17 protein-coding genes are annotated in these 16014 nt (G+C 63.3%); 15 read left to right on the forward strand and 2 right to left on the reverse strand.

Annotated elements, in window-relative coordinates:
• From EOA22_RS07135 to purU, 14 genes are all read left to right on the forward strand, one after another.
• The coding region (locus tag EOA22_RS07135; RefSeq protein WP_164755299.1) for a carbohydrate ABC transporter permease at positions 1 to 727 on the forward strand (727 nt) is incomplete at its 5' end.
• Complete coding sequence (locus tag EOA22_RS07140; protein WP_063168541.1) at positions 724 to 1683, forward strand: sugar ABC transporter permease; 960 nt, start codon at positions 724 to 726, stop codon at positions 1681 to 1683. The genes EOA22_RS07135 and EOA22_RS07140, both read left to right, overlap by 4 nt.
• Positions 1680 to 2771: an ABC transporter ATP-binding protein gene (locus EOA22_RS07145; RefSeq protein WP_063168540.1), complete on the forward strand. Its 1092-nt coding sequence runs from the start codon at positions 1680 to 1682 to the stop codon at positions 2769 to 2771. Before EOA22_RS07140 ends, EOA22_RS07145 begins: the two co-directional genes overlap by 4 nt.
• Position 2772: 1 nt before the next feature.
• On the forward strand, positions 2773 to 3834 hold the full coding sequence (locus tag EOA22_RS07150) for an ABC transporter ATP-binding protein (protein WP_063168539.1): 1062 nt from the start codon (positions 2773 to 2775) through the stop codon (positions 3832 to 3834).
• A 35-nt stretch (positions 3835 to 3869) separates the two neighbouring features.
• Positions 3870 to 4955 carry a Gfo/Idh/MocA family oxidoreductase gene (locus EOA22_RS07155; protein WP_063168538.1) on the forward strand — a complete coding sequence of 362 codons (1086 nt, stop codon included), beginning with the start codon at positions 3870 to 3872 and terminating at the stop codon, positions 4953 to 4955.
• Between the two features lie 55 nt (positions 4956 to 5010).
• Complete coding sequence (locus tag EOA22_RS07160; RefSeq protein ID WP_013530826.1) at positions 5011 to 5925, forward strand: sugar phosphate isomerase/epimerase; 915 nt, start codon at positions 5011 to 5013, stop codon at positions 5923 to 5925.
• Between the two features lie 64 nt (positions 5926 to 5989).
• Positions 5990 to 6934: a substrate-binding domain-containing protein gene (locus EOA22_RS07165; RefSeq protein WP_024501562.1), complete on the forward strand. Its 945-nt coding sequence runs from the start codon at positions 5990 to 5992 to the stop codon at positions 6932 to 6934.
• A 42-nt stretch (positions 6935 to 6976) separates the two neighbouring features.
• Entirely contained in the window at positions 6977 to 7996 is a 1020-nt protein-coding gene (locus tag EOA22_RS07170) for an ABC transporter permease (protein ID WP_024501561.1), read from the forward strand.
• Positions 7993 to 8775 (forward strand): ATP-binding cassette domain-containing protein, encoded by a 783-nt coding sequence (locus tag EOA22_RS07175; RefSeq protein ID WP_024501560.1) that lies wholly within the window; start codon positions 7993 to 7995, stop codon positions 8773 to 8775. Before EOA22_RS07170 ends, EOA22_RS07175 begins: the two co-directional genes overlap by 4 nt.
• A 16-nt stretch (positions 8776 to 8791) precedes the next feature.
• Positions 8792 to 9973, forward strand: coding sequence for an aldose 1-epimerase family protein (locus EOA22_RS07180; protein ID WP_063168537.1), 1182 nt, complete (start codon positions 8792 to 8794; stop codon positions 9971 to 9973).
• 10 nt (positions 9974 to 9983) lie between these two features.
• Positions 9984 to 11105 carry a fatty acid desaturase family protein gene (locus EOA22_RS07185; protein ID WP_082826495.1) on the forward strand — a complete coding sequence of 374 codons (1122 nt, stop codon included), beginning with the start codon at positions 9984 to 9986 and terminating at the stop codon, positions 11103 to 11105.
• Positions 11106 to 11116: 11 nt separating this feature from the next.
• Positions 11117 to 11431 (forward strand): MocE family 2Fe-2S type ferredoxin, encoded by a 315-nt coding sequence (locus EOA22_RS07190; RefSeq protein WP_013530832.1) that lies wholly within the window; start codon positions 11117 to 11119, stop codon positions 11429 to 11431.
• Positions 11432 to 11465: 34 nt separating this feature from the next.
• Complete coding sequence (locus tag EOA22_RS07195) at positions 11466 to 12266, forward strand: 3-methyl-2-oxobutanoate hydroxymethyltransferase (protein WP_063168536.1); 801 nt, start codon at positions 11466 to 11468, stop codon at positions 12264 to 12266.
• Positions 12263 to 13144 (forward strand): formyltetrahydrofolate deformylase, encoded by an 882-nt coding sequence (gene purU, locus EOA22_RS07200; protein WP_063168535.1) that lies wholly within the window; start codon positions 12263 to 12265, stop codon positions 13142 to 13144. Before EOA22_RS07195 ends, purU begins: the two co-directional genes overlap by 4 nt.
• A 9-nt stretch (positions 13145 to 13153) precedes the next feature.
• Here purU and hutH read toward each other — a convergent pair whose 3' ends face one another.
• Positions 13154 to 14635, reverse strand: a complete 1482-nt coding sequence (gene hutH / locus EOA22_RS07205; protein ID WP_063168534.1) for a histidine ammonia-lyase — start codon at positions 14633 to 14635, stop codon at positions 13154 to 13156.
• Entirely contained in the window at positions 14632 to 15633 is a 1002-nt protein-coding gene (locus EOA22_RS07210) for an ornithine cyclodeaminase family protein (RefSeq protein WP_063168533.1), read from the reverse strand. Before EOA22_RS07210 ends, hutH begins: the two co-directional genes overlap by 4 nt.
• Positions 15634 to 15754: 121 nt before the next feature.
• On the opposite strand from EOA22_RS07210, the gene EOA22_RS07215 reads away from it, so the two are divergent.
• The coding region (locus tag EOA22_RS07215; protein ID WP_127389900.1) for an MFS transporter at positions 15755 to 16014 on the forward strand (260 nt) is incomplete at its 3' end.

Raw genomic sequence — 16014 nt, forward strand, 5'->3', positions numbered from 1 at the left:
CGACCTGACCTGGTGGCCGAAGAACCCGACGCTCAGCAATTTTCGTTTCGTCTTCGGCGAGTCGACCAACAATTTGATCGTCGCGCTCGACCGTACCGCGCTGAAGCCGATCCTCGCATCGCTGCTGTCGGCGGTTTTCGGCACGGTGATCGCCATGTCGGCGGGCACTGCCGCGGCTTATGGGCTGTCGCGTTTCGGCTCCGGCCAGAACCTGCCGCTGGCGCTGATCCAACTCAGGATCTTTCCGCCGATGGCGGTCATGATCCCGGTGATGATCATGTGGGCTTTCCTCAACTTCACCGATAGCTGGTGGGGGTTGGCGCTGATCTACGGCATCGTCACCTTGCCGTTCGCCTTCTGGCTGATGAAGACCTTCTTCGACGACATGCCGCGCGAGATCGAGGAGGCGGCGCTTGTCGAAGGCTGTTCGCGGCTGCGCGTCTTCACGCGCATCACGCTGCCGATGATGCGCGCGCCGCTGGCCAGTGCCGCGCTCTTCGTCTTCATCCTCAACTGGTCGGACTATCTGATCGCGCTGCTTCTGACGACGCGCGAATGGGTGACCATCCCGGTCTACATGGCCTCTCTTTCTTCCTCGATGACCGGGCAGCTCTATGGCGCCAAGGCAGCGCTTGGCCTGATCGCGGCCGTGCCGCCGGTCATCATGGGCATCGCCATCCAACGCCATCTGGTGCGCGGGTTGACATTCGGGGCGCTCAAGCAATGAGCGCGGTGACTGTCATGACTTCCAAGGATGAGGTGAAAGCCGTCGGAGCAAAGCCGGTTTCGCGCGATGAGGGCGCAAGGCTGGGTTTCCGGCTGACATTACCTGCGCAGATCCTGGTGCTGTTCATCTCGGCCTTCCCGCTGTTGATGCAGCTCTACATCAGCGTCACCGACTGGTCGCCCCTGTCGGGCACCGGCTGGTGGAACGCCTGGTCGATGTGGAACAGCTTTGCCAACTACACCGATCTCGCCGCCGACGCGCGCTTCTGGAGCGCGCTGAAGCGTACGGCCATCGTCATGATCGTCTGCGTGCCGGCGGAATTCCTGCTCGGGCTGGCGCTGGCGACACTGTTTGCCGACGATTTCCCGGGCAAGCGCGTCTTCTATTCGATCCTGCTGATGCCGATGATGGTGGTGCCTGCCGTGGCCGGCTACATGTTCTTCATGCTGTTCCAGTCGGGCGGCCCGGTGAACGACATCTTGTCGGCGCTCACCGGATCTCTCGTCACCATCGCCTGGCTGTCGGATCCGACTCTGGCGCTGATTGCGGTGATGGTCGCCGACATCTGGCAATGGACGCCGCTGATGTTCCTTATCCTGCTTGCCGGCCTGGTCGGCGTGCCGGAGGACCAGATCAAGGCGGCGACGCTGCTCGGCGCCAATCCGTGGCAGCGCTTCGTCACCATCGTGCTGCCGAAGATGAAGACGATCATCATCATCGCGTTGGCGATCCGGGTGATCGAGAACTTCAAGATCTTCGACACGCTCTACATCATGACCGGCGGCGGTCCAGGCGTCGCTACCGAAACCATCTCGGTCTACATCTACAAGCTCACCACGCAGGACCTGATCTGGGGCTATGTGGCGGCGATCGCGCTGGCCATTTTGGTCGTGCTGTCGATCGTCGCAGTGTTTGCCATGAAGCGCATGGCGCGTGCACGCGAGGTACCGGCATGAGCGCCATCCACCTGCAAAACCTGGTCAAGAAATTCGGCGACTTCACCGCGCTGAAGACCATGGACCTGGCAATATCAGATGGCGAGTTCATGGCGCTGCTCGGCCCGTCGGGCTGCGGCAAGTCGACGACGATGAACATGATCGCCGGCATGGAAGAACCGACCGGCGGCAAGATCCTGTTTGGCGAGCGCGACATGGCCGGCGTGCCGATGGGCCGGCGTGGCGTCGGCTTCGTGTTCCAGAACTACGCCATCTTCACGCATATGACGGTGCGCCAGAACCTTGCCTATGGACCAAAAATGCGAGGGGCTGCCAAAGCCGAGATCGATCGCCGTGTCGGCGCCATCGCCGAGATGCTGCAGCTTTCGCCGCTGCTCGACCGCAAGGCCGACAGGCTGTCGGTCAATATATTGCAACGGGTGGCGATCGGCCGCTCGGCGATCATGGAGCCGGCGATCTTCCTGCTCGACGAGCCGCTCTCCAATGTCGACGCCGCTTTCCGGGCCGTCATGCGCACCGAACTGAAGCAGCTGCAGCGGCAGTTCCGCCAGACCATGGTGTATGTCACCCACGATCAGCTCGAGGCGATGACCATGGCCGACCGCATCGCGGTCATGGATCATGGGGTTTTGCAGCAGGTCGGCACGCCGCTCGAGGTCTACAACGATCCAGCCAATGTCTTCGTCGCCCGCTTTATCGGTGCGCCGGGCATGAATCTGCTCAAGGGCAGGCCGGCGGAGAGCGACCGCGGACTGGTCGTCGATCTCGGACCGTTGGGCGTCACGCCGCCGCTGCCGGGCGAACTCGCAGCGGCCATGCGTGGTGCACGCGGCGAGGTGCTTTACGGATTCCGGCCTGAACAGGCGACGTTGGTGCAGAATGGGCAGGGCCTCGCAATGCCGGTGACCTTTGTCGAACGGATCGGTGCGCGCACCATCGTTCATCTCGGCCAGGGCGAGGCGGCTGTGAAAACGGTGTTCGACAATGATGTCGGGCTGGCTATCGGCGACACCGCTGTCATCGCTCCCACTACGTCGTCGGTGCGCGTCTTCGACGCCGCTACCGGCCTTGCGATGAAGGCAGGTTGAGATGGCCGATATCGTCTTCCGTAATGTGACCAAACGCTACGGCAATACACTCGCCGTCGACGACGCCTCGTTCACCGTCAACGACAATGAGTTCTTCTGCTTCTTCGGTCCGCCGCTGTCGGGCAAGTCGACCATCCTGCGCCTGGTGCTCGGGTTGGAGACACCTGACACCGGCGAAATCCTGATCGGAGGCAGGCCGGTCAACGCGATGTCGCCGGCCGAGCGCAACGTGGCTATGGTGTTCCAGAACCTGGCGCTGTTCCCGCATATGAGCGGGCTCGAAAATGTCCGCTTTCCCCTGGTCGAACGCCGGGTCGCCGAGGCCGAGATCAAGCGGCGGGTCACCGACGTCGCGGCGAAGCTACATATCGGCCATATCCTGCACAAGCCGCCGGGACAGCTTTCGGGCGGGGAGCGGCAGCGCGTGGCGATCGCCCGGGCTCTGGTGCGCGATCCCAATGCCTATCTGATGGACGATCCGATCTCGGCGCTCGACGCCAGGCTGCGCGAAGAAACGCGCGTCGAGCTGAAGCGCATCCAGCGCGAACTCGGCAAGACGCTGATCTACGTCACGCATGACCAGGAAGAAGCGATGTCGGTCGCCGATCGCATCGCCATCCTGGAGGACGGCAAGATCAGGCAGATCGGTACGCCGGCAGAGATTTACGACCGCCCGGCCAGCACCTATGTGGCAAGGCTACTTGGCTCGCCGATGATGAACATCCTCAGATCGGCGCGTGGCGAGGGCGGTGTCGAAGCGGCTGAAGGCACGATCCGCATCGACGACAAGACAGCGCCCGCCGATGCCGTGGAGATCGGGCTGAGGCCGGAGGACATCAAGGTCAGACCGTGGGCGGACGGGGGCCCGGGCCGCCCGGCGCGAGTGTTCGAGGTCGAGCCGCTTGGCGGCTACACCGTGGTGACGCTCGCTGCCGGGCAGGCGCGGCTGAAGGCGTTGCTGCGCGGCCAGCCCGACATCCGGCCGGATGCCATGGTGGCGATATCCTGCGAGCCGGCCAGAGTGCATTATTTCGAACAGAGCGGCGGGGCGTTGGCACGATGACGGCCGCCGCAAGGAAAGAGTTTCGGGAGGAAGAGATGGCAAGCAAAGGCTTCGAGCCGGACGTGAAGGTCCGCACGAAGGAATACAAGATCGGCTGTGTCGGCGCAGGCATGATCATGGCCGAGTGCCATCTCGCCGCCTACAAGGAAGCCGGGTTCCCGGTGGTGGCAATCGCCTCGCGCACCAGGGCCAGCGCCGATAAGGTGGCGACGCGCTGGGGCATTCCGACCGTCCACGACACACCGGAAAAACTGATCGAGGACGAAAATGTCGAGATCATCGACCTTGCTTTCCCGCCCGACCTGCAGCCGGCGCTGATCCGTCACGCGCTGAGGCAGAAGCATATCAAGGCGATCCTGGCGCAGAAGCCGCTGGCGCTGTCAGTCGAGGAAGCGGTCAAGCTGCGCGATGAGGCGGCCAAGGCCGGCAAGATCCTCTCGATCAATCAGAACATGCGCTACGACCAATCGATGCGCGTCTTGAAGCAGATCATCGACAGCGGCGCGCTGGGCGACATCGTCTTCGCGCAGATCGACATGCACGCCATCCCGCATTGGCAGAGCTTTCTCGAGGATTATGACCGGCTGACGCTCGCCAATATGAGCGTGCATCATCTCGACGTGCTGCGCTTCCTGTTCGGCGATCCCGACGAGATCACCACGCTGACACGCAAAGACCCGCGCACGACATTCGACCACTCCGACGGCATCACCGTGTCGACGCTGCGCTTCCCGTCCGGCGTGCTTGCCGTGTCGCTGGAGGATGTCTGGTCGGGTCCGCGCCAGGATGGCTACAAGGACGACCAGCACATCAACTGGCGCGTCGACGGCAGCAAGGGGGTCGCGAAGGGCACCATCGGCTGGCCGACGGGCGCTGCCTCGACGCTGACTTACGCTTCGACCGAGACGACCGGCGGCGAATGGGTCAGCCCGAGCTGGGACACGATGTGGTTCCCGCATGCCTTTATCGGTGTGATGGAGCAGCTCCAGCACGCGGTGAAGACCGGCACGCCGCCGGCGCTGTCGGTCGCCGACAACGTCAAGACCATGGCGCTGGTCGAGGCGGGCTACCGCTCGATCGACGAGGCCCGCACGGTCAAGCTTTCCGAAATCGCTACCTGATCACCGCAGCTGAAACACCAAACAACTGAATCGCTTACAGGGAGGAATTCACACCATGATGCAGGCAGGTATTTTCACGGGCTATTTCCCGTACGGCCTCGAAGAGACGGCGAAGAAGATCCGCGGGCTCGATTTCAACACGGTGCAACTCGACCTCCACTTCAAGGATGTCGACCTGTCGGCCGGGCAGATCACCAAGGACAAGGCCAAGAAGGTGCGCGACGTCTTCCGCGATCATCACCTGCCGGTGTGCTGCATTTCCGGCTACACAAATATCATCCACCCGGACAAGGCCGAGCGCGACAAGCGCGTCGGCTACCTCAAAGAGATCATCCGCAACGCCCGCCATTTCGGCAGCCCGTATGTGATCTCGGAAACCGGCACCTACAACACCGAATCCGACTGGGTGCATCACCCCAAGAACAAGACCGAGGAAGGGTTCGAGGAATGCCGCAAGGTGGTCGCCGACCTTGCCCAGACGGCCTATGACCACGGCGCGGTCTTCCTGCTCGAAACCTATGTCAACAACGTCGTCGGCTCGGTCGAGGAGACGGTCAAGATGTTCGCGCAGGTCGATCACCCCGGCCTCGGTCTGCTGATGGACCCGACCAATTATTTCGAGACGCATAACATCGACAGGATGGACCAGATCCTGAACCAGGTGTTCGACACGCTGACCGACAAGATCAGAATAGCTCACGCCAAGGACGTCAAGCGTTCGGGCGGCGACAAGTCCGAGAAGCACGCCGATATCGGCGACGAGGACGCGCTGGAGAGCCATACATTCCGTGGCGTCGGTGAGATCGAGTTGCCGGCACCGGGCCTCGGTTCGCTGAACTACGACCTCTATCTCCAGCGGCTGGCGGAAAAGCATCCGAACATCCCGGTGATCATCGAGCATCTCTCGGAAGACGACGTGCCGAGGGCCAAGAAATTCCTCGACGGGAAGTTCCGCGCCAACGGTCTGTGACGGCCTTCTCGCGCCGCTGGTTCGCGGCGGCGCGGTTCGGTTCCAAAGTAAGGGAGGAGAAAAAATGTTGAAATTCGCATTGAAACTGGCGGCTGCCGTAACGCTGCTCGCCGGCGTCTCGTTGAGCGCGCCGGCAATGGCGCAGGATGGCCAGAAGACGTTCTACTTGCTGTCGCATGGCGGTCCGTCGGATGCGTTCTGGCTGGACTGGAATGCCGGCGCGACCAAAGCCTGCGACCAGCTCAAGGTGACCTGCAAGATCTCATTCAGCGGCGGCGACATGGCGGCGCAGAAGGAGGCCTTCAATTCCGCGCTTGCGGCCAAGCCCGACGGCATCGCCACCACGTCGGCCCAGCCGGGCTTGTGGACGGAAGAGGTGAAGGCGGCCAAGGCAGCCGGCATCCCGATCGTGTTCTTCAACACAGACGATCCGGCGACCGGACGGCAGGCCTATGTCGGCGCCGATCTCAAGGAGGCGGGGGTCATCTGGGCCAAGTATCTTGTCGACCACAAGATGGTGAAGCAGGGCGACAAGGTGTTCCTGCCGGTGGAAGTGCCCGGCGCCAGCTATCAGCAGCTGGAGACCGAAGGCATCGCCAGCGTCTTCGATCCGTTGGGGATCAAATATGATGTGGTCGATTGCGGCACCGACCCGGCCGGCATCATTGCCAAGATGACCGACTACATGGTGGCCAACAATCCGCCGGCGATCATCGCGCTTGGCGATTCCGTCGCGGCCAGCGTCAAGCGGGTGTTCGACGGCGCCGGCGTGCCGGCCGGCAAGATCCCGGTCGTCGGCTGGGGCAATTCCAAGGAAACCGCGGAAGCCGTCAAATCCGGTTTCGTCAACGCGGCCGCCTGGCAGTTCCCGTCTGCGCAGGGCTTCATGCCGGTGGCGCTGCTCGGGCTCGCCGCTTCGGGTGAGCCGATCGGCTACGACATCCATACGTTCAGCCTCTACGACGCCTCGAGCGTCGAACCGATCCTGAAACTCTACGACACGAAGTGAAAACGGTGCCCGCGGCGTAAGCTGCGGGCGTCTCTTCAAAGCATGGTTCAAGCAGTCATGATGATCGCCGCAGAAGACGAAATGCCTGTCGGGAAACGCAGATCGAGCCTTATGCGCTCGCCGCAATTCTCCTCGCTCGTCATCCTCATTGTCCTGCTCGCGGTGTTCGCCGTTGCCGATGCCAATTTCCTGTCGCCGCTCAACATCTCCAACATGATGGCGTTCCTGCCCGAGCTCGGCATCATCGCGCTCGGCATGACGCTGCTGTTGACGGCGGGCGAGTTCGACCTGTCGGTCGGCGCCGTGTTCGGGCTGGCGCCGGTCATCGTCATGCTCCTGGTGCAGAACGGCGGCGTGGATATAGGTGTCGCCCTTCTGGCCGGGCTTCTGCTGTGCATCGCCATCGGCGCCATCAACGGGCTGATCGTCACCAAGATCGGCATTTCGTCCTTCCTGGTCACGCTGTCGATGCTGCTCGTGGTGCGTGGGGCAGCGCTCTACATCACGCAGGGCTTTCCGCTGAAATCCTGGGACCAGCCGGGTTTTTTCGTGACGCTGCTGGCCGGCAGCTTCAATGTCGGCTCGTTCCGGTTCTACACCTCGCTGTGGTGGTTCATCGGTCTCTCGCTGCTGGCAATCTACGTGCTGCGCTATGCCAAGCTCGGCAACTGGATCAGCGCCATCGGCTCGAACCGCAACGCGGCGGTGGCGCGTGGCGTGCCGGCGGACGCCGTCAAGGTGTGGCTGTTCATCCTGACTTCGGTTCTGGCGGGGCTGGCCGGCATGATCAGCGCCTTCCGCATTTCGGCCGCTTCACCGGTGGCCGGCACCGGCTACGAGCTCGAAGTGATCGCCATGGTGGTGGTCGGCGGCACGGCGCTGACCGGCGGACGCGGCACGATCCTCGGCACCATCGTCGGTGCGCTGATGCTGCGCGCGATCCGCAACGGCATTGTGCTGATCGGCGTGCCGGGCCTCGCCTACAACATCTTCGTCGGCCTGATCATCCTCGCCATGCTCATCCTGCACGCTTTGCTGCAGAAGAACGCCGCAAGGGGCTGACGATGGAAGTTCTCCGGCTGCAGAATCTGCAAAAATCCTTCGGCAGCGTCCGCGCACTGAAGAATGCGTCCTTTGCCCTCAAGGAAGGCGAGGTGGTGGCCCTGCTCGGCGACAACGGCGCCGGCAAATCGACGCTGATCAAGGCGATTTCCGGTGTGTTTCCGATCGACCGTGGCGACATCTATGTGCGCGGTGAAAAGGTTTCGATCCGTTCGACACGCGACGCGATGGACCTCGGCATCGAGACCATCCACCAGGATACGTCTCTTGCGCCGGATCTCAGCATCGCGCGCAATCTTTTCCTTGGGCGCGAGCCGGTCAAGCTGAAATGGCTGGGCGTGTTCGCGCCGCTCGATTTCGCCAAATTGCGAGACGCGGCGTCGGCGCTGTTGAAGCGCGTCGGCATCTCGAAAAAACTCGACGCCGATGCGCTGGTCTCGACGCTATCGGGTGGCGAGCGGCAGTCGATCGCGATTTCTCGCGCCATGCAGTTCGCCGCCAAGGTCATCATCCTCGACGAACCGACCAACAATCTCGGTGTCGAGGAAACCCATGGCGTGCTGCGCTTCGTCAAGGAGGTGCGTGACGCCGGTCATTCCGTGCTCTTGATCACCCACAACATCCATCACGTGTTCCAGGTCGCCGACCGCATCATCGTCATGCGCCGCGGCGAGATCGTCGCCGAGCAGACGGTTGCCGATACCGATCTTCTGACCGTGGAAAGCATCATCACCGGCGCCGATATGTCGGCCCTGCTGAAAGAGACGAGAGCGAAGTGAAGAAGTTGGCCGTCACATGGTAGAACTCTACGGCAAGACGCTTTCGCGCCGGCAGGTGTCGGAACGTTCGGGCATGCTGTCGCAATTTGCCGGCGTGCGGCTGATGACGCTTGGCGACGGCGTGGAACGCGGCATCCGCATGCTGGAGTTCCGCACCGGCACGGGGCTGCGTTTCACGGCGCTGGTCGACCGGGCGCTCGACATCGCCGATTGCGACTTCAAGGGCCAGGCGATCGGCTGGCATTCGCCGAGCGGCTTTCGCAACCCCGGTCTGCACGATTATGAGGGGGAAGGGGGGCTCGCCTGGGCGCGTTCGTTTTCAGGGCTGCTTGTCACCTGCGGCCTCGACCACATATTGGGCCGGGAAGAAGTGCCGGCCGATAGCTACAACTACCCGGGCAGGAAGACCGTGATCCATTCGCTGCATGGCCGCGTCGGCACCATTCCGGCGCGGCTGACCGGTTATGGCGAGACCTGGGACGGCGACCGCTGCGTGCTGTGGGCCGAAGGCACCGTGCAGCAATCGGCAGTGTTCGGCGAGGATCTGCATCTGATCCGGCGTATCGAGGCCGATGTCGGCGGCAACGAGATCCGGCTGTCGGATCGCGTCGTCAACCACGGTTTCAACCGCACGCCGCACATGTATTTTTACCACGTCAATGTCAGCCATCCCTTGCTCGACGAGGGTTCGCGCTATCTGGCGCCGATCCGCGACGTCGTCTGGGCTGGCCATGCCGGCGAGCGCTACCAGGCGCAGAAGGTGGGTTACCGCACGATGCCGGCGCCGCAATCGGGTTTCAGCGAGCAGGTCTGGCAGCACGAGATGGCGGCGGACGCCAATGGCGAGGTGCCGGTGGCAGTGGTCAACGATCAGCTCGGGCTCGGCTTCGAAGTGGTGACGCGCAAGGACCAGCTGCCTTGCGCATATCAATGGCAGAATTTTCAGGCGGGGCAGTATGCGCTGGGCATCGAACCCTCGACGCATCATGTGCTCGGCAATCTCGCGGCGCGCGAGCGGGGCGAGATGATCTGGCTGGAGCATAGTGAAAGCCGTTCTTACGACGCAGTGTTCCGGGTGCTCGACGGCGCCGGCGCGATCGCCGAGGCCGAAGCAAAGATCGCGTCGATCGCCAGGCAGCCGCAACAGGATTATCCTGTACCGTCGGGTAATTTTCCGGGATTGGCGGACAGGGCATGAGGCGAAACGAATGCTCCGGCTGGCGGGCCGGAAATCGGAGGTCGATGTGATGGAGAAAAAGCGCGACTACAGCCTGGTCGGGGAAAGCACGCGCATCGCGATCGAGACCGGGCTGGCCTCGGCCGAGTGGTATCACACCGATGTGCCGCGCAAGGCGATGAAAGAGCTGATGCAGCGCTCGGACGGCCCGGCGATCCGCGACACGATCATCTGGATCGTTGCCATATTGGGTTCCGCCGCCGGGATCGCCTGGTTCTGGGGCACGTGGTGGGTGGTGCCGTTCCTGCTCGTCTATGGCGTGCTCTACGGCTCGTCCAGCGACTCGCGCTGGCACGAGTGCGGCCACGGCACCGCCTTCCGCACACGCTGGATGAACGATGCCGTCTACCAGATCGCCAGCTTCATGCTGATGCGCAATCCGGTGACCTGGCGCTGGAGCCATGCCCGCCACCACACCGACACGATCATCGTCGGCCGCGACGCCGAGATCGCGGTGATGCGTCCGCCGGACCTGCTGCGCGCCGCACTCGCCTTCACCGGTGTTCTCGATTTCCGCTATTCGCTGCCGACGCTGGTGCGCAATGCGTTCGGCAGCATCTCGCCGGACGAGAAAAGCTTTATTCCCGAGATGGAGCTTCACAAGGTGGTCACAGCCGCGCGCTGGCATGTCGCCATCTATGTCGGGGCGATCGGGCTAGCGCTTCATCTGTGGTCGTTCCTGCCGCTGGTGCTGATCGGCCTGCCGCGCCTCTACGGCAGCTGGCACATGGTGCTGACCGGCCTGCTGCAGCATATCGGGCTGGCCGACAATGTCACCGACCACCGGCTGAACACGCGCACCGTCTACATGAACCCGATCAGCCGCTTCATCTATTGGAACATGAACTATCATGTCGAACATCACATGTTCCCGATGGTGCCCTATCACGCGCTGCCGAGGCTGCACGAATTGATCAAGCACGATCTGCCCGAGCCGAACCCTTCGATGTGGCATGCCTATCGCGAGGTCTGGCCGGTGCTGCTGAAGCAGCTTCAGTACGAGGATTATTTCCTCAAACGTGAATTGCCGCCGACGGCGCGGCCGTACCGGGACGAATTCCATGCACTGACCGTTCCGGCGGCGGCGGAATAGGGGAGAAGCAGATGGCCGACTGGGTTGAAGCGTGTGGCGTCGACGATGTCGAGGAAGAGGATGTCATCCGCTTCGATCATGGCGGCCGTACCTTCGCCATCTATCGCAGTCCCGATGACGAGTACTTCGCAACCGACGGATACTGCACGCATGAGAAGGCGCATCTGGCCGATGGGCTGGTGATGGACGACATCATCGAATGCCCCAAGCACAATGGCCGCTTCAACTACAAGACGGGCGTGGCTCGAGGCGCACCGGTATGCGTCAATCTCGCCACCTATCCAGTGAAGGTCGAGGCTGGCAAAGTGATGATCCAGATCGGCTGACCTGCCGCCGAATGCAACTGAGGGAACCCTTTTGATGAGCCGAAAAAGACCGACGGTGGCGGATTTGCGCGCCATGAAGGGCAAGCGACAGCTGACCATGCTGCGTGTGCTGACGATGGACGAGGCCGAGGCCGCGGAGCGCGCAGGGGTCGACATCGTCTCGGTGCCGCCCGAATTGGTGCTCAACCCTGAGTACCGCGACGCGGCGCCCAGCCTGTTCACCATGCCGGGCGACAATTTCTACGAGATCGGCACGGCGGACGATTTCGTGCGCTGGGCCTTCCGGCTCTACAAGGCCGGCGCCGACGCGGTCTATTGCAGCGCCGGCTACGCCACGATCAAGCGGATGGCGGATGACAATATCCCGGTGATCGGCCATGTCGGGCTGATCCCGTCACGGGCGACCTGGACTGGCGGCTTCAAGGCGGTCGGCAAGACCGCCGACACCGCCATGGATATCTTCGCGGCGGTGAAGCAACTGGAGGCCGCCGGCGCCATCGGCGCCGAGATCGAGGTGGTGCCGGTCGAGGTGGCCAAGGCGATCTCGGAGCGGACGTCGCTGATCATGCTGTCGATGGGAGCGGGTACCGGTTGCGATGCGCAATATCTGTTCGCCGACGACATTCTCGGCCAGAACCGTGGCCACATGCCCCGTCATTCCAAGGTCTATCGCAATTTCGCCGCCGAATATGATCGTTTGCAGGCCGAGCGTATCGCCGCGTTTTCGGAATATGTTGCCGACGTGAACAGTCTCGCCTATCCCGAAGACAAGCATGTGGTGCATATGGATCCGGCTGAACTCAGCCTGTTCATGAAGAGGGTCGACGGGGCGTGAAATCTCAAGGCAATGATGCGACGGGCGAGGCCGCGCCGGTTCATATTCTCACGCTTTCCTGCGAGGATCGGCCGGGGATCGTCGCCGCCGTCACGGCGGAGCTTGCCGCGAACGGCGCCAACATCGCCGAAAGCAGCCAGTTCTGGGACCGGCAGACCAATCGCTTTTTCATGCGGATCGCCTTCATCAGCCCGTTAGGCTCGACCGGGGACAGTCTGGAGCGGGCCCTGGAATCGAGCGTCGACCGCTTCGGCATGAAGACCGCGCTGGTCGATCAGGGACGCCGCCCGAAGATCATCGTCATGGTCTCCAAGTTCGACCACGCGCTTCTCCATCTGCTGTACCAGATCAGGGTCGGCTGGCTGAACGCGGAGGTTGCAGCCGTCGTCTCCAACCACGAGGATGCCCGCCGCTTCGCCGAGCTGGAGGGCATTCCCTACCACCATTGGCCGACCACCAAGGAGAACAAGGCCGAACAGGAACAGAAACTGCTGGACCTGGTGCAGCGGACAGGGGCCGAACTGGTCATCCTGGCGCGCTACATGCAGGTCTTTTCAAAAGGTCTGTCGGACCGGCTGTTCGGACGGGCGATCAACATCCACCATTCGTTCCTGCCGAGCTTCAAGGGCGCCAAGCCGTACCACCAGGCTTTCGACCGCGGCGTCAAGCTGATCGGTGCGACGGCGCATTACGTCACCTCCGACCTCGACGAGGGCCCGATCATCGATCAGGAGACCGAACGCGTCACCCATGCGATGAGCGCCGAGGATTTCGTCGCCGTCGGGCGCGACATCGAAAGCCGGGTACTGGCGCGCGCCGTCAAGCTGCATCTCGAAGCCCGCGTCATGCTCAACGGCCACAAGACCGTCGTCTTCTGAGAAGCCGCGTCAGGCCGGCCAATTTCCGCCGGCGAGCGCGGCGTAAAGCGCTTCGGCGTCGATGCCGAGCGGCCGGTCCTCTTTCAGCATGGGGACGAGCGAGCGTATCGCCGCGTGAAGTGCGGCCGTGCGCGGCGCCAGTGTGAAGCCGTCGCGCAGGTCGACGGCCTGTGCCGCGGCCATCAATTCGAAGGCGATCAGCCGCCGCCACAGCGCGATCATCCCTGCGCATTTCGCAACCGCCAGAGGTGTCTGCGTGGCGTGATCCTCGACGCCCTCCGACACGGCCAGAAAGTCGAGCATCACCGGATTGGCCTTGTGGCGGATGGCGGCCAGGATCGAGGTCACTGTCTTCTGTAGCGGCACGAAGCCGGCCGAGGCGCCGCCGACCGGCGACAGATATTTCGGCAGGCCATTGCGGCCCGAACCGGTGAGCTGAATGAAGCGCGCGGCACTGGCCGCGGCACATTGGGCGATCGCCAGGCCGAGCGTCTCAAAGGCGAGCGCCAGTGCGGCGGTGTGGAAATTGCCGGTCGACAGTACCAGTTCATCATCGCCCAGCACCAGCGGGTTGTCGGCGGCGGCGTTGAGCTCGATCTCGACAGCCTGTCTCGCCTGGCCGATCGCCTCGATCAGTGCGCCATGGACCGATGGCATGCAGCGGATCGACAGCGGGTCCTGCAAGGTGGTCGGTGCCGGCGCGTCGTCTCGGACGAGCAGATTGTGCAGCACCTTGGCTGCTTCCTGCTGGCCGGCCGCCGGGCGCGCCATATGCAGGCGCGGGTCGAGGATGGTGCGGTTGGCACCAAAACCTTCCATGGTCAGAGCCCCGGCATGCTGTTGCTGGGCCAGGGCAGTGAGGGCATCCGTCACCGCAAGTGCGCCGCTGCCGGCGGAAACCGCCGATGCGTTGATCAGCGATAGCCCGTCCTTGGGCGCCAGGCTGATCGGGGCGAGGCGCGCCATCATCAGCGCCTTGGCCGCCGGTATGCGACGGCCCTGATAGTCGGCTTCGCCTTCGCCGGTGAGCATGCGGGCGAGTGCCGTCATCAGCACCAGGTCGCCGGCTCCGATCGAACCGAGCGAGGGCATGACGGGATGGACGCCGGCATTGAGCGCGTCGAGCAAAGCAACGAAGACGGAAGACGAAAGGCCGGATCCGCCAACCGACAGCATCGCTGCACGCGCGGCCATGCTTGCCCGCACGGCATCGACCGGCAATCCTTCGCCGACGGCGCCGCTGCGTCCCTCCAGCAACTGGCGCTGGAAGGCTCCGGCATCGCCCTCTACAGCAGTGCCGAGATTGGCGCCGAGCCCGGTGTTCAAGCCATAGATCTGCTGGCTGGACGCTGCAGCCTGGTCGAGCACTTTTCGTGCCTTCTCCAGCCTGCCGATGACATCGGGTCCGATCTCCACCTTGCGCCCATCGCGGGCGACCGCAGCGACATCGCCAACGCCGACGCCGGTTCCGGTGAGGACGAGCGCGCTCATGCGAAGCGCAGTCTCTGGCCGATGCCTTGCGCCTGCGCCTTGGCCAGCATCGCCTTGCCCAATGCGATATCAGACAGCGACAGGCCACGATGCCAGAACAGGATCGTTTCGTCGTCGCTTTCGCGCCCAACTTTCAGGCCGGCGGCGATCTGGCCGAGCTCGGCATGCAGCGTCTGCTCGCTCAGCCGCCCGGTCTCGACATGGGCGCGTAGCGAGCCGAACTTGCCGCCCTTGCACTGGCCCCAATCGTCGACGACCATTTTCTGCATGATGTCGGTCAACGACAGTTCGACCGCGCTCATCGTGCCATAGGGCACGACCAGTGCGCCCCGTTTGATCCATTCGGTCCTCAGCAGCGGCTGCGGCTCCGGCAGCCGCGAGGCCTCGACGACGATGTCGGCGCCCTCGATGCAGCTTTTCCAGTCGGCCACCGCTGTGACCGTCTTGCCGAGATCGGCGGAGAGTTCGGCGGCAAAACCGTCGCGGCTTTCCGGGCGGCGCGAATGGACGCGAATCTCGTCGAAGTCGAAGAGATGGTCGAGCAGGCGCACATTCCAGTAGGCGGTGCCGCGCGCGCCGATATGGGCCAGCACCTTGGAATTCTTGCGCGCCAGATGCCTGGCGCCGATGGCGGTGACGGCGCCGGTTCGCATGTCGGTGATGACGGTGGCGTCGAGGATGGCGCGCGGCGCGCCGGTGCGCGGGTCGAACAGGTTGAGGATGCCGAATTCGGAAGGCAGGCCATGCAGGTAATTGTCGACATAGTCGCCGACGATCTTGACGCCGGCCGTGTCGAGCGGCGCGACGTAGCCGCGCAACACATTGAAATGGCCGTGGAAGGACGGGTCCGGCTCGAGATGGACGCGCGGTTCGATCACCGTCTGGCCCTTGCCTTGCGCCACCAGGCCAGCCTCGACGGCGGCGATGATTTCGCCATCGGTCATGGCAAGGGCATCGATGTCGAGGGCATTGAGGTAGTCGATGTAGATGGGCTTCATGTTACGCGTATACTCTCCTCGACGGCCCCATCCATTCCATAGCAGGCCATGGCGGCACACGAAAGTTTGTTGCGACGTCTCTGGACGCCGCCGGGGAGATGCTGTTCAAACCGGTTCCGTCATGACTGCCATTCCCGAGACCGCAACCTTGTCCGAAACGGCCATCCATGCGCGGCGCGTGGCGCTGATCGTCGCCATCGCCTTCTTCATGCAGTTGCTGGATTCGACGATCATCTCGACATCGCTGCCGCAGATGGGCGCCTCCTTCGGCGTGTCGCCGGTGGCGATGAGCATCGGCATCACCGTCTACATGCTGACCATGGCGGTGTTCGTGCCGCTGTCGGGCTGGCTCGCCGAACGGCTCGGGGCGCGCAACATCTT

Source organism: Mesorhizobium sp. M7A.F.Ca.US.014.04.1.1, from assembly GCF_003998745.1.
Lineage (GTDB): Bacteria > Pseudomonadota > Alphaproteobacteria > Rhizobiales > Rhizobiaceae > Mesorhizobium > Mesorhizobium ciceri.